This window comes from Pseudomonas sp. S2_H01 (assembly GCF_054668305.1).
Window position 1 is genome coordinate 4,103,138 of sequence record NZ_CP162756.1, and the last position, 14,290, is coordinate 4,117,427.

Annotated in this window: 11 protein-coding genes; all 11 read right to left on the minus strand. The window is 46.1% G+C overall.

What is annotated here, in order from left to right; translation table 11 throughout:
- Positions 1 to 116: 116 nt before the first annotated feature.
- The gene (locus AB4N84_RS18405; RefSeq protein ID WP_460042544.1) at positions 117 to 2,435 is read right to left on the minus strand and encodes a hypothetical protein; all 2,319 of its coding nucleotides are present in this window, start codon (positions 2,433 to 2,435) and stop codon (positions 117 to 119) included.
- 158 nt (positions 2,436 to 2,593) lie between these two features.
- Positions 2,594 to 2,983 (minus strand): GtrA family protein, encoded by a 390-nt coding sequence (locus tag AB4N84_RS18410; RefSeq protein WP_460042545.1) that lies wholly within the window; start codon positions 2,981 to 2,983, stop codon positions 2,594 to 2,596.
- Positions 2,980 to 3,702, minus strand: coding sequence for a class I SAM-dependent methyltransferase (locus AB4N84_RS18415; RefSeq protein ID WP_460042546.1), 723 nt, complete (start codon positions 3,700 to 3,702; stop codon positions 2,980 to 2,982). Before AB4N84_RS18415 ends, AB4N84_RS18410 begins: the two co-directional genes overlap by 4 nt.
- On the minus strand, positions 3,699 to 4,622 hold the full coding sequence (locus AB4N84_RS18420; protein ID WP_460042547.1) for a glycosyltransferase family 2 protein: 924 nt from the start codon (positions 4,620 to 4,622) through the stop codon (positions 3,699 to 3,701). The genes AB4N84_RS18415 and AB4N84_RS18420 overlap by 4 nt, the downstream gene beginning before the upstream one ends.
- Before the next feature lie 83 nt (positions 4,623 to 4,705).
- Positions 4,706 to 5,641, minus strand: coding sequence for a UDP-glucose 4-epimerase GalE (galE, locus tag AB4N84_RS18425; protein ID WP_460047061.1), 936 nt, complete (start codon positions 5,639 to 5,641; stop codon positions 4,706 to 4,708).
- 92 nt (positions 5,642 to 5,733) lie between these two features.
- Positions 5,734 to 6,741, minus strand: coding sequence for an FkbM family methyltransferase (locus tag AB4N84_RS18430; RefSeq protein ID WP_460042548.1), 1,008 nt, complete (start codon positions 6,739 to 6,741; stop codon positions 5,734 to 5,736).
- A gap of 3 nt (positions 6,742 to 6,744) precedes the next feature.
- Entirely contained in the window at positions 6,745 to 8,076 is a 1,332-nt protein-coding gene (locus tag AB4N84_RS18435; protein ID WP_460042550.1) for an ABC transporter ATP-binding protein, read from the minus strand.
- Positions 8,066 to 8,902, minus strand: a complete 837-nt coding sequence (locus tag AB4N84_RS18440; protein WP_460042551.1) for an ABC transporter permease — start codon at positions 8,900 to 8,902, stop codon at positions 8,066 to 8,068. Before AB4N84_RS18440 ends, AB4N84_RS18435 begins: the two co-directional genes overlap by 11 nt.
- A complete protein-coding gene (locus AB4N84_RS18445) occupies positions 8,899 to 10,851 on the minus strand; it encodes a glycosyltransferase family protein (protein ID WP_460042552.1) in 1,953 nt (650 codons plus the stop codon). Before AB4N84_RS18445 ends, AB4N84_RS18440 begins: the two co-directional genes overlap by 4 nt.
- A 74-nt stretch (positions 10,852 to 10,925) precedes the next feature.
- The gene (locus tag AB4N84_RS18450; protein ID WP_460042553.1) at positions 10,926 to 11,927 is read right to left on the minus strand and encodes a GDP-L-fucose synthase family protein; all 1,002 of its coding nucleotides are present in this window, start codon (positions 11,925 to 11,927) and stop codon (positions 10,926 to 10,928) included.
- 389 nt (positions 11,928 to 12,316) lie between these two features.
- A complete protein-coding gene (locus AB4N84_RS18455; RefSeq protein WP_460042554.1) occupies positions 12,317 to 14,194 on the minus strand; it encodes an acyltransferase family protein in 1,878 nt (625 codons plus the stop codon).
- Positions 14,195 to 14,290 lie beyond the last annotated feature (96 nt).

Sequence of the window (14,290 nt, forward strand, 5' to 3'; positions counted from 1 at the left end):
TTTTCACACATTCTTGCTGTAGGTTGCCTATTCAAAATATTTCGGCAGCCCCCCCAATCGATTTGCAATTTGGGGAGGTAGCCACTTCAACAATGTGCCGATTTGGTCTTCGGAATTTAGTTGCCGACCGCGCAACTGATATTTGAAAACCAGGCACTGGCATCCTGCACCAGTGAAAAAACCAAGCGCCGTTCAGTTTCATTTGTAGCTGGTGGGACTTTCAGGGAGCTATAAGGGACATTGAAATGTATACTGTCGCCACGCTTGACTTTACCCGAGACTGGCGCCCTGAAACCGTTGTCCCACTGCATGGTATCACCTGAGCTATTGACCAAGTGGTACCCAACTCTGATCGGAAATGTCCCGGCGTCTAGTGTCCAATCAAAACTACTGTTATTCGTAAGTGTAAAAAATAGAGTTGATTCGGAATTGGCTTTCGACAGATCGCCGGCGACCGAGCAATTCAGACTTCCTTTCATGTCAGCGAGGGGAGTAATCGCAGATTCGCCGGTGCCTCTAGTGAAGACTGAACCATCTAAAAATATCGCTGGCTGGTCAAGCTTGGTGAATGTAGTTGGGTAAGGACCAGTATAATTCCTTAACAAGAGTTTAAATGATGGGGAGTTAACCAGTTCGGGAAATGTCTGTGACGAGGCAGCAGATGAAGAGGTGATAGTAATAGATTCGAGGTCTCTATAATTCTTGGTGTATTTAATTCGATAGCCTGGATCCCGCAAAATGACGTAGGCAAGATTGCTAGCAACGTCATTAACGATAAAGTAACCTTTGGATGTCAATATGGCCGAAATCTCATCATACTCATTCGGCTTGACGACAGTGCGGTCAATTACCATTGAGCTAAAGCCCAAGGCTTCGACTTCGGTTAACAAATTTACAAAAGGTTGGCTCGAGAGTCGGTAGTTCCAATCATCCGCCGGGCTATTCTTAGCACCGCCGTTGCTCCAATGCAAACCATGAGAGTTTAGGTACAGGCGAATCTGAGCGAATGCTCCCCAACCATAGTATGAGCTTGGCCGCAGATACTGGGCGTAAGGGTATTGGTACACCATTGCGCCTGCGGGGACTTTCGATTCGAGTTGGCGCACGAAATTCTGTTCGGCTCGAAATCGAGTCGCATTTGTGAGATTGAGTCTATTTGAAGTTACAGGAATTTGGTCATACAGCGAGGCGACTGTAATCAGTCCAATTATTACTATTGACAGATAGCGAATTGGGGATTTCTTATGGCTAACAAATGGTAAAGATAATCGAGCGGCTAATAAAAGAAGCAAGAATATTAAAAATAGCGCAAAACGATCATATGCTCTGATTGTGGGGAATATTAGCGCTATGATTGAGCCAATACCTCCAGTAATGCAGCAGAGCAGCGTAAACAGTATCAGTGGAGGTAGAACATCGCTAAGGGAGGTAATGGAAGCGGCCTCGTCAGAAGCGCTTCTCTTGTAGTTTACCACCAGTTTTGACAAGGCTATAAACAAGAATAGAGAGCAAAGTGCCCCTAATGGGACAACAGGTAGTACTTTAAAATACCTAGCCTCTAAAGACGTTTGATCAATCTTTTGTGAGATAGCTCCGATAAGATCAATCCGGTGATTAGCCGTAGGTGTAACTAGAAGTTTAAGGTTTGTGCTGTAGACCTCAGCCTCGAATGGATGTTTTACCAGCGCGGGGTCATCTTTCCCGTTGAGTAGAAATTCTTCTTGATGACTTTTCTTGTATAAGTACAGTGGCAGTTGAATGGCAGATGCGCAGAAGAGTAAAAGTAAGACGTATATAGCGCCTGGTACAAGATTAACGGGTTTTCGCCAACTACCGGATAAGATCCGGTAAAATACCGAGAAGCCGAGCAGCAAAAGCGTGAAGAAGGCGTAGTAACCGTCTGAGATAGATATCAGGATTATGAATAAGCAACCAGATAAAAAAAGTTTGTTGGAGATCAGCTTCTTAATTATTAAAGGTTTGGCATCTTCATGGATAATGTTTGATTCAAATTTTCCCTGCGCTATCCATATAACGGAAACAATAGCCAATGGTACCGTAAAATAGTTTGGCAAGAATGAATAAAGGGAGAAGTCGAAACGGAAAGTTGTAAACGCATATAGGAGTGCGACGCAGACTCCTGAAATTCGTGAGATACTTAGCAACCGGCAGGCGGTATAACACGTGATTGCAATGAGGGGGAAGTTTAATAGAAAATAATATTGTTGTAGCGCTATCGGGTTGTGGATAAATATATTAAGCCCGAGCATAATCAAGGAATGCAGCGCGCTCGTCTGAGCAGCAGCGTTATGATGCCAGCTCGCAATTTCTGGTGCACCTAGGTATGGATTGTATAGCACCCATCCGGTATCACTCAGAACCTTGGTAAGTGTGAGTTGCCAAAGGTCATCCCCGGCGCCGTATACCATTGGCATCGATATGTCCCAGTGGTTAAGGCCCAAGGAGTAATACCCTAACAGTGAAGGCACAACAGCCAAGAACAATATGGAAGCTGTGTTGGATATACGGTTTTGGCGATGGCGCCTGGTTGCGCTTTTTTGCATCTTGAGGCCTTATTTTGGTTATCGCAACATTAGCAAGGTTTATTTATGAAGACAAAGTATCGGCAAAGTAAGAACATTGTTGCTGTGTAAACAAATATACCGCAGAACTGAGCGATATATTCATTGATGCTGAATATATCTATTGATATTAATACTGCGCTTATATTGACGATATACGAAAACCCCGCAGCAATAATGTATTTCATCAGCGGATTACTGGACTTTTTCTGCTGGTCAAATGTCCAGTTCTTGTTGGCTATAAAGCTAATGAGTAGTCCGACTGCATAACCGGCCGCATTTGCAATGACTATGTTCAGTGATGTGAAATACATAGTCATGTAAATTACGAGCAACCCAACCGCAGTGTTCAAAACACCAACGGAAAGGAACCTCAGTCCCTGTTTCAATAGGCTTTTCATGCTCGAGCGGACATAACATATTGGGCACCCAGCGGAAGCCACGTCAAACGTTTTTCCAAGGGTCTGAGTTTTTTTAGTACGGAGGGAAAGAATATTTTGTAGCTTACCTCCGGTTGTGTCCACCCTGCTTTTACTGCACGTTGTCCCATACTACGCCCCAAAATCAATTTCGCGTTGACGTCGAGAGGGCAAGTGTTGACAGCTTTTACGGTCAAAGGATTGAGCGGATTGTGCTCATAGATAGCCAATAAGCCACCGGGGCGTGTGATGCGGCGTAGTTCTTGGAGCCAATGCGCGTGATCATCGTGGGGAATATGGTGAAAAACACATGCTGTAAACACTACGTCTTGACTCGCTGTTCCCAAAGGAATGGACCGGTCAATCAGCGAAAATGCTTCGTTCCCAGGAAAGCGTGTTTTTGCTATTTCCATACTTCGCTCGGAAACATCGCCACAAGTTATAGCTGCATCAGGGAAATATTTCCTAAAAAAAGGTATGGAGTTCCCTATGCCGCAACCAAAATCAAATATTGAACGGACCGCGATACCTTTTGATTCGGCCAACGCCGCCAGGTCCGCGATTTTATATTCTGCAAAAAAGTCAGGATCTTCACCAGAAACTGTGATGTTATTTTTATGCATGTCATGGTATTCATCTGCCAACAAGTCGAACTCGGCTTTCGCTCGCTCTTGTTTGTCTTGATCAGAATTTTGATTCATTGGAAAGGAGCCTCATTCGCGTTCTGTTGGATTTCATCTGGATGCGATGAAACAATCTCTTGGATGATAAATAAAGGTCGCCCTTTGGTTTCGACGTACAGCCGACCCAAGTATTCGCCCATCACCCCCGCGACAAAAAGTTGAATAGTACCAAGTGCTAACATAATCACCGCTAATGACGTCCAACCATCGACGCTATTTCCAGTGAAATAGTGAATCAATACATACACCATAAGTAATAAAGTTGCTGCGCCGAAACAGATTCCCATATAGGAAGCGAGTTTCAACGGCCGGACCGAAAATCCTGTGATCGCGTCTATTGCGAATCGAATCATTTTGGACAAAGGGTACTTCGTTTCGCCCGCAAAGCGCGCTGCTCGTTCATAGGGAAGAGCTTCTTGCCTGAGCCCGATCCAGCTAACCATTCCTCTGATGAAGCGATGATGCTCTGGCATGGAGTTCAGCAGATCTACCGCCCTACGGGTCATTAGTCGGAAATCGCCAGTGTCAGCAGGTATGTCGATATCTACCATTCGGTCTAGCATACGATAGAAAAAATGAGCTGATGCTTTTTTGAACATCGTTTCGCCCTCGCGTTTAATGCGCTGGCCATAGACGACATCGCATCCCGCATCGATCTTTTCCATCATCTTGGTGAGAAGCTCAGGAGGATCTTGCAGGTCAGCATCAAGGATAAATATCCTATCCCCGCGACAGACTTGGAGGCCTGCGGAGAGGGCAAGCTGATGCCCATGATTGCGTGACAAGTTAATGGCTACGACTTTATTATCTCGCTCCGATAACTCTAGCATCAGGTTCCAGGTTGAATCTCGAGATCCATCGTTAATGAGGACAAGTTCGTAGTCGCCATCTGTCTGCTCTTTGCAAACGCTGGTGATGCGTCGATACAGTTCCATCATTCCGTCTTCCTCGTTGTAGCAAGGGATGACGATGGATAACTTTGGCCGGGGTGTTGTGCTATTCATCATTTTGGAATATTGCATTAGTTGTTAGATTCCGAAGAGAGCCACAAGAAGGCATGGGTAATGATATCGTCAAGCGCGGGGTACTGAGGGGTCCAGTTTAAAATCTCGTGGGCCCTTTCCGCTTCGGCAATTAGCACTTCTGGATCACCCATTCGCCGCTCTACAAACTCATGGGGAACGGGAAGCGAGGTTACCCTTTCCACTCCCTGAATCACCTCTTTAACGCTATAACCTTTGCCATTTCCCAAGTTGAGTTTTAGTGACTCGCCTTCTTGGCGTAGATGATGCAGTGCAGCTAAATGCGCTGCGGCAATATCGCAAACGTGAATATAATCACGAATGCACGTTCCGTCAGATGTGCGGTAGTCGGAGCCAAAAATCTTTAATGCTTCGCCCTTACCCATCGCCGCGTTGATTGCGAGGGGAATCAGGTGCGTTTCGGGTTGATGGCGTTCTCCCAGCGATCCGTCGGGCTGCGCACCTGCCGCGTTGAAGTACCGTAAGCAGACGTAACGCATACCATAGGCTTGCTCGTAATCCGGTAGGATTTGTTCAAGCAGCAGTTTCGAGCGACCATAGGGATTGATTGGGCAGGTCTGGTGAGCTTCATCAATAGACGTTTTGACAGGATTCCCAAATATGGCGGCTGTCGATGAGAAAATGAAACTCCTCACGTCGTTGGCTGCCATGCAACCAAGTAAGCGAAGTGTTTTGCCGAGATTATTTTCGTAGTACTTGGCCGGGTTTGTGACAGATTCGCCGACCTGAATAAAAGACGCAAAGTGCATCACCGTGTCGATACTGTAGTCGGCAAACAACTGCGTGAGCAATTCTTGGTCAGCGGCGTCACCAACGATCAGTCTCGCCTGTGGAGATACGGCGTCGGCGAAGCCTGAGCTCAGATCGTCCAGAACAATTGTGCCGATACCCGAATCAACCAGCAAGCGCACCATATGAGAGCCAATATAGCCGGCGCCGCCGATTACCAAAACATTCCTTTCTGTCACGCTTCCTCCAGCAAATATCAACCTGAATAGGCCATCAATTATACTTCTTTCCACGTCTCATCTGGCGTTAACCAAAATTCATTATCTATAGTTGAAAATACTGGATGCGACTCATAGGCATAAGCTGGACTCAATGTTTTCAGTTTTCCATCGGCTACATCATTGCGTACAAAAAAAGCGTTGTAGCAACAGGTGCCAACTGTGCAGAGTGCATAGCCTTGAATTTTTAGAAGTTTAATCCAAGCGTTCAAGCTGGTCGAACCGGACTGCTGCCACTTCTTGCTGAAATCTTCTCGATCAGGCTGGTAAACGGAATAGCGATCCCTGAAACGCTTCTCGAATTCTACGACGAGAACCCTTGGCCGTACCGCTCGCAGTTGCTCCATGACTAAAAAATCCCCGCCATCGATGTCGATTATCATCAAATCTGGTTGTGGTTCATTATTAGCATCAATTAGCACGTCATTAATATTATTTGGCGAAATCATCTGTTGAATGATTTTTGGAGAGTAATACGTGTTCTTATCCTCTCGCAGCCAATGATAATGTTGGGTTGCATGCGCACGGGCAAAGAAATATTGCATCCGGCTACACTCAACTTCATCAAGTTCGAAAATTGATGCGTGCCAACCGTGGTTGATGATCAGGTTGGTTGTAAGGTTCTCGGGGATTCCGATATCTGAGTAATTGCAATTGCTGCCGATCTCTATCGCATAACGATTGGTTGTGCCAATGTGAGAAAAAATTCTCAAAAGGATGCCGTCCTCGTCATTTTGCGAGAAGGCTCTGAACCCACTATCTATTAAATCATTGTGTTCGAGTTGCTTCTTTGATGAAGCTGACCAAGATGCTATCAGTTGTTTCTGGGTTGCGGCATCATTGGAAATGATATTCCGGCGCATTAACGGATTAAGAGAAACCAGGTCTCCAGCGGTGAGGGAGTTCTGCGTTAGCAGCGTTTCCAATCGTTGCTGCCGCTGAGATAACTCTGCCAAAGCGCCCAAGGCTCTGTCGAGTTTTTCGGTCATTGTCAAAATTTTAGGCATGAACTACTTATCCAGTACCGATACAGAAACTGTTGGATGCATGTTGAAAATTCCGCCATATGCATAGGCGTGCGTTGAGTCCATCACCTGAACTTGCTCTACATCATGCATAAGCAGGCTGTATTCTTCAAATTCACTTTTTGCATAGCCGCGATTCGCCACACCGATTGAAAATGAATATTGCCCAGCGATGAGATTAAAGTTTAATGAAAATCTCACCGTGACTTGCGATCCCGCTGGAGCAGGTTTGTCCGGAAGACGAAGGCCGTATGTTGTTGTTTCGAAGATGGACCGGCCCATGCGGTCCCTAATAATGAGGCCGTACGCCGGGCGATCAAAGTCTTTGTTAAGAAGCACGGTGTATTGTACGACAACATCTTCCTCGCTAGTTACAGTAGGAAATTGGTTTCCGTACTTATCCAGTAACTTGAAGTCGAGAAGTAATGCATCACCGTTTGTGGACGTTGTCGTAGCCTTACTCCACACACCATTAGTCGGCAGGCGGTGCTCTTGTGATTGCGCAACGGCCTTGGATTGGTCGACGATTACCTCTGAGGCACCCATGTCCGACTTTTTTGAAATGATACCCTGGTAGAGGTCGATGATTGCGCGTGGCTCTCCGAAACTCAAAGAACGCCCTTCGCCAATAAGGATCGCTTTATCACACAATTGCTTTACTGCATTGGCATCGTGGGAAACGAAAAGTAATGTCCCACCATTTTTCTTAAATTGTTCCAAGCGATGGAAGCATTTTTGCTGGAAATAAGCATCCCCTACAGCGAGGGCTTCATCGATTATTAGGATATCAGGGTCGAAAGATGTATTGACGGCAAAGGCGACTCTCATCTGCATACCACTGGAATACGTGGATAGCGGTTGATCAAAGTGGTCGCCAATATCCGCAAAGCTCTCGATGTCTGACAGCTTAGATTCAACGTCTTTTTTGTTGAAACCAAGCAATGCACCCAGCATATAAATATTTTCACGGCCGCTAAACTCGGGGTTGAAGCCAGAGCCCAACTCCAACAATGCGGCAACTCGCCCGTTCACTGTAACAGTGCCGCTGGTGGGAGTCAGAGTGCCGGTTATTATCTGAAGCAGGGTACTCTTACCGCTTCCATTAAGCCCGACGATTCCGCAGGACTCGCCTTTACGGACGAAAAGCGACACATCACGGAGCGCCCAGAACTCCCTAAAGTAAGTCCCTTGCTGCCGACGCAGCAGTCGTTGCATTTTGGGGTAAATAAACTGCTTCAGCTGATCGCGCGGATGGGCGAAGACCTCGAAGCGTTTGGACACCGTTTCTACGCTGATCGCAAAATCGTTAAAGGACATTTGCAAATCCTTTTCTCGTTTTCTGGAACCAAGCGTATCCTAGCCACGCGCTTACAACTGAAATAGCCCCGTATAAACCAATTCCAAGAAAGTTCGGAATGCGTCCAAAAATTAGTACGTCTCTCGTCTGCTCGATTATTAGCGTCAACGGGTTTAACAACAACCAGGGCCTTACTCCTTCCGGTAATGCCGAAATTGGGTAGAAAACCGGCGACGCAAATAATAGTAGTGTCATGATCAGGCTGATGGGGTGGGCGACGTCTCTAAGAAAGACGCCCAAAGAAGCTAATATCCACGCAATACCTACAGACAGAATAATTAGGGGCGCTAGAATTAATGGAAGCATGATGCTTGTCCAAGGCACATAACCATTAATTATTCCCTGGGCTAAAATTAGCACTCCAATACTCACCAACGAATGAAACAAAGAAGTCCCCATCGCTACAATAGGAAGTATCTCGAGCGGGAATACGATTTTTTTTACATAGTTGACATTGCTAAGAACCAGGGTCGGTGCGCGTATCAACGTTTCGCTGAAAAGGCTATGAACTATCATGCCTGCAAACAGAAGGATCGCAAATTGCCCTCGACTTTCGGGTTCCCCTAGTCCCGTGCCCCATCTAGCTTTGAACACAACCGAAAACACGACGGTGTAAACAATGAGCAGAAGAATTGGATTAGCAAAAGACCAAAAGACCCCTATTACGGAGCCCTTATATCTACCGATCACGTCCCTTCGCGTCATCTGGCTGATAAGCCCTCTGTGCCGCCAGATGCTACTCATCAGCGATCGAATGGATGCCGGCATAGGTGCATGCGGATTCATTGCGTGAGCTTTCCTTTCAATACCGATAACCGAGCTTTCAACCCATGGACCCTGACCGCATGAAGCTGCGCTTTTAACCAAGCTGGATTTACCAAAAGTCGGCTTAGTTTGGTATTCTGTAAACTCGCAACGGGTGCAACAACCTGCGGAGTTACGTTCATATAAAACCCCGCCGACAATGTAAGTGCCTCGGGACTAAAATCACGGATGATTTCTGTTTCCGCTACTCCATCGTCGGTTTGGCCCGGAAATTTTTCTGTAAGGTCAATCGTGACGGTGGCTGGCGACTGGAAATGAATCTTGTTGCTGCCAACCAATACTGCCAGTGGACGACCGTCCAGATATGGAAGTGCAATATGAATATCTCTTGGGATGGCCGACTTTTTAAACATAAACCTGCCATATCCGGTAGGTCCGAGAGGGTTCAGGTGTCCAAAATCAATCAGTTCATGAACGGTATGGATTGGAGCGTCCTTATTCTCAAGCACAGCTGCTGATGCGGTACAGTTGATGTCCGGGTTTAATTGGAGGGGACCCGCCAGAACGTTCAGATGGTTGGAATAAATTCTCTCGTTCGGTGCGACGAAAGTCAGAAGATCCGAGTGGTCATCCGATGCCAGAATCTCTGCCAATATCGCACCCGTTTTACGGCGGGTTCTGATCTCGGTACGAATACCCGGTAAAAATACATCTAATTCTTTAACAGTTATCTTCGCTGAACTATTTTTTACGGCCTCAGTAATTGTGTTCTTTACTTCAATGGTTTCCTCCTTTCCAATCACAAGGGTAGCCTCGAAGTTATGATGCTCCTGTGATTCAGCGCTACAAAGATGCGATCTAAGCGTCTTCTCGGAGAAGTCGGGCATCAGTAAATATAGCCCAACTTTAAGTGATGGATTTTCGCCAAGATGTAGATTCAGTAAATTTTCACGACGCTCAGAGAGACCAGAATATATATCGGAGATGTTGTTAGTGAGCGAGAAATGGTTTCTGAATATATTTTGAGATTTTTCGATTTTTTCCAGAGCCGCTTCTGGATTCAGCTTGATCCATTCTAAGTGTTTAAGGATGTCGGCATAGATCTGCTCCATCGAAGACCGGCTATCTATATAGAGAACCGCGTCTCCCAAAAACTTTTTAGCGAAAGGATTCTCGTCACATATAGCTAATGTTCCAGATGCGATTGTCTCAAATAGACGGTTCGACATCATCTCGGAGTCTTTATGAGCTTGCGACGATAACACTAAAGCAGCACTTGCTGTGGATATTTCATCTATCATCGAAAATCCGTCAAACGGAATTTCACGAACATAGCTTTTATAATCGGCCCATACTTTCACACCTTGAAAAATCTCAGGGCCGTAAATTCGAAGTAAACCAGTTTTGTCCAGATGCTTCAGAACCTCCTGTTGACGAGATTTCTTGCTGCTGACGATCGCCTCCCAGTTGATGCCTGCATAGAAAAGCTTTCCGTCACCCAGTGACGGCCCATGTACTATGTCCGGCGTAGAATGGAAGAGTTTGAAATTCGCGGGTAGGTGATTTGTGCTTTGACGTATCATCCTGGCGACGTGATCGTCTGCACTGTTTGAGCCGCAGCTCAAAAAGTCGTCATGGGTCGTCAGATTACGGGAGCAGCGCTGATAACCCCATTCAAGATAGAATTTTAGAGGGTTCCATAGGGCGACAAATGAAAACGCGTCATATCTCTTAGGGGTGTCGTAGTGCAGATGAATCACGAAGTCTACATTCTTTTTCGATACCTTAACCGTAGGGGTATCGATAAATGTGCCGTCAGCGTGAATCTCAACGCATTCTAGATTGATCGATTTGGCCGCTAGTTTGAGGCGAGCAATGCATTCGTCTTCTGCAGTTTTGATTCCCGGCCATAGTTTAACTACCGCAAATCTGCCGATAAATCCTTTTGATAAAGTCAAATCAATACTCATCTAAACGTTCCGGTAGATGTCAAATATTAACCTCTATCGCAAGGCTTACAGCCGTTAGCGATAGTTGTCGGGTATCAAAGATCAATACGCGCGCCTGGGGTAGGCGAGTTTAGAAGAGTTAGGAAGTCTTGATAGGCGCTTTTCAACCCTGTTTTTTCGTCAATTCTGGGCTTCCAACCTAATGCGGCGATTCGGCTGCTGTCTAACAGTTTGCGCATAGTCCCGTTAGGTTTATTTTTGTCGTAAATAATTTTACCTTCAAAACCAACAACATCCGCGATCAAACTCGCAAGTTCTGAAATTGCCAGGTCTCGGTTGCAGCCTATATTATAGAGGTCATGATTTGTAGATTGTTCCATTAAGCGAATCATCGCATCAGCCAGATCATCTACGTGAAGAAGCTCACGACGCGGCGTGCCATCCCCCCATACAACGAATTCTTCTTTTCCCGCAATCTTTGCTTCGTGTGTACGCCTGATGATGCCTGCAACGACATGACTGTGAATAGAGTGGTAGTTATCACCGGGCCCATAAAGATTGGGCGGTATAACAGATACAAAATCGCAACCGTATTGCTTTCTGTATGCACGGCACATCTCAATCCCTGCAATTTTGCTCACTGCATAAGCACGAATACTCTCGTCGAGCGGGCCTGTCAGTAGAGCGTCTTCAGAAATAGGCTGCGCTGCATTTTTGGGGTATGTGCAGTTGGTGGCTACAAACACCATTTTTTTAGCACCTATTAAATGCGCCCCTTCAATGACATTAGATTGTATAAGTAGGTTGTCGCGGATGAAGTCAGCTGGCAAGGTTGAATTGGCATGAATGCCTCCCACTTTAGCTCCTACATGAAAAATGTAGTCCGGACGATACGCTTGCATCCAGGCGAGGGTCGCAGCCTGGTTGGTGAGGTCCAGATCCGAACGCGACGTCAGCAGAAGCTGTGCACCTGTCGCCTCCAGCTTTCTGACCACCGCTGACCCGAGCATACCCTTATGGCCAGTGACCCAAACTTTTCTGCCTCCAAAAAACGTGGAAGGGTCTCTTGCTGCTGCGGTTGTGTATGTCTCAGACATTTCGCCATCCTAAAAAAACGTAAAAACTTGGTGATCTGCGGCTACTTTCCCAGTATTTGGGGGCTTCCATTCGTCAACTTGGTACAAACGTCGATCAACCACGAACGAAGGGGTAGTTTAGCCTGTGATCCCTAGGCTATGGCAAGCCAAAGTGACGCGATTGCGCGGATTGCTTGGCGTCAGGCCGAGATCTCCGGCGTGCGGGCCGTCCGGGAAGCGCCAATCGTCTCAATCATGCTCCCGACGAAGCCGCGCTGTCATGCTGTCCCCGTGCCATCCGCCTATCATGCCGCCGTTGTCCTTCCTTTCGACAATTCAGATGGCTTTATATAGGGAAAGCATTAAAGCATAGAGTGTCGGCTGGTCACTTAGCCTAACGATAACCGTTATTATTGCAAGATAAGCGGTGTTAGCTCCTTTGCAAAAAAACGCGATCCGTTTGGGGTAAGGTGAGCGATATCGTAATACATAGGCACCTCATCTGCTGTTGTGAGTGGGCAGCTTTTGTTAGGGCATATTGTATTAAATACCGAAATATATCTTATGTGTGGTTTCCCTTCGGCGATTTCGGAAACGGCTTTTTCAGCTCGCTCGATAACCTCTTCGTCAAGGTCGGATGTGGCATAAAAACTGTTTTTCCCTTCTTTTATCAATCTGGCTACGATAATTGGGACGCTTTGTTTATAAGTGGGGGACTCCCCCAGTACCACGATTTTTATTCCAAGTGCAGAAACTTTATCTAATGTCTTGCTGAATGCAGTCACCATTGTAGGGTCCGGGTACCATCTTGCAGTCATTATCAAAATGTCCGGCCTGGTTTGGGATATCAATTGGAAGTTTTGATCGTTTGCCTCTCGACAATATGGCCGCGCGGGTATATCAACGCCTAAAATTGGCGGGCATACCGAACCCGTTAAGGCGCCTAACGTTATTCCTCTTTCCGCGAACGTTTCTTTCAACCCACCATAAAGATGAATGGCATGGCTATCCCCCCATAAGATGGCGGTAGCCTTTGATCTCGGGGGCAAACATTTCGACCTCTCTGCTAGTGAGGGTATTTGATCTGGATCAAGGAAACAGGTGCCTGACAAATAGTCGGTAGCCGGGTTGTATTGAAGTATCTCTAACGCTTTGGCAGAGCGTTGATCGATTGCTTTTGGAAAGCCGTTTTCCATGACTACAACGCTGGCTGCCAGGATCAATATTGTGAGCGATAAAGCAGAAGCACCAAGGACGGTTCGTGGCTGACTAGCAACTCTATTGCCCCGGAAGGGCTGCTCAATCCACCTATAATTACAGTAGGCCATTACTGTGGAGATGACAAACACAATTCCAACAAAAGCATAGTCGTTAAGATGGGGGAGTGATCGTTTCGCAAATACGATCAAGGGCCAATGTACTAGGTACAACGAATAAGAGATTTTTCCAAAAAAAACCATGAATTTGGATTCGAGGAGATGCGAGGCAAAGTTTCTCCTAGCTCCGCCAACGATTAGCAGTGCGGCGCCTAGTGAAGGTAGTACTGCAGCGAGGCCTGGAAATCTCATGCTGCTATTGTAAAAGCAGATAGAGTATAAAAGGGCGACCGCTCCTGTCAGAGCTACGATGTTGGAGTTAAACGAATATTTGGCTATTTGGCCTGACTGGATGGCTATCAGGCTCCCAATCAGTAACTCAAATGCTCGAAGCGGAAGGAGATAGAATGAGGCCGACGGAGAAATATGTAGGATTACTTCAGAAAAGCAAACGGATAATAATAATAGCGACGCTACCACCCACGGGATTGCTGATTTCCAAAACCGGCATACGGCAATTATTATTAAAGGAAAGAAAATATAAAATTGTTCTTCAATTCCAAGTGACCAAAGATGAAGCAGCGGGATCTCATCTGCTGCTGGTGAGAAATAATTGAGCGTCTCATAAAAGTAGATGTTGGATAAGAATAATGCGGACGAGATTACGGATTTTGCGTACGATACTAACTCGCTAGGATAGAGCTGGGAGTAAGCAACTGCTGATGTCAGACACAACATCGATAGCAGTGCTGGCAATATCCTCTTTGCTCGTCTTACATAAAAGGTAGATAGTGAAAATATTTTTTCCTCAACTTCGGAGTAGATAATCTTCGATATTAAATAGCCGGATATCACAAAAAAAACATCAACGCCAACAAAGCCTCCTGGCAGTATTTTGGCATTAAGGTGGAACAGAACGATACTTAGAACCGCAACCGCCCTAAGCCCATCGATATCTGAACGGTATTTCATTTTGTAATTGTTCCTTTTTTTTGTGATCGCTAGCGACGCCATTATGTCCGCAAATTGACGTCTGATCTAGCTGCGATTAGCTGAAAGATCTCTGTT

Bases quoted from the DNA above. Each gene is read 5' to 3' on its own strand.
- AB4N84_RS18405 (WP_460042544.1), bottom strand. From the start codon at position 2,435: ATGCCAATGGTATACGGCGCCGGGGATGACCTTTGGCAACTCACACTT.
- AB4N84_RS18410 (WP_460042545.1), bottom strand. From the start codon at position 2,983: ATGAAAAGCCTATTGAAACAGGGACTGAGGTTCCTTTCCGTTGGTGTT.
- AB4N84_RS18415 (WP_460042546.1), bottom strand. From the start codon at position 3,702: ATGAATCAAAATTCTGATCAAGACAAACAAGAGCGAGCGAAAGCCGAG.
- AB4N84_RS18420 (WP_460042547.1), bottom strand. From the start codon at position 4,622: ATGATGGAACTGTATCGACGCATCACCAGCGTTTGCAAAGAGCAGACA.
- galE (WP_460047061.1), bottom strand. From the start codon at position 5,641: ATGGTGCGCTTGCTGGTTGATTCGGGTATCGGCACAATTGTTCTGGAC.
- AB4N84_RS18430 (WP_460042548.1), bottom strand. From the start codon at position 6,741: ATGCCTAAAATTTTGACAATGACCGAAAAACTCGACAGAGCCTTGGGC.
- AB4N84_RS18435 (WP_460042550.1), bottom strand. From the start codon at position 8,076: ATGTCCTTTAACGATTTTGCGATCAGCGTAGAAACGGTGTCCAAACGC.
- AB4N84_RS18440 (WP_460042551.1), bottom strand. From the start codon at position 8,902: ATGAATCCGCATGCACCTATGCCGGCATCCATTCGATCGCTGATGAGT.
- AB4N84_RS18445 (WP_460042552.1), bottom strand. From the start codon at position 10,851: ATGAGTATTGATTTGACTTTATCAAAAGGATTTATCGGCAGATTTGCG.
- AB4N84_RS18450 (WP_460042553.1), bottom strand. From the start codon at position 11,927: ATGTCTGAGACATACACAACCGCAGCAGCAAGAGACCCTTCCACGTTT.
- AB4N84_RS18455 (WP_460042554.1), bottom strand. From the start codon at position 14,194: ATGAAATACCGTTCAGATATCGATGGGCTTAGGGCGGTTGCGGTTCTA.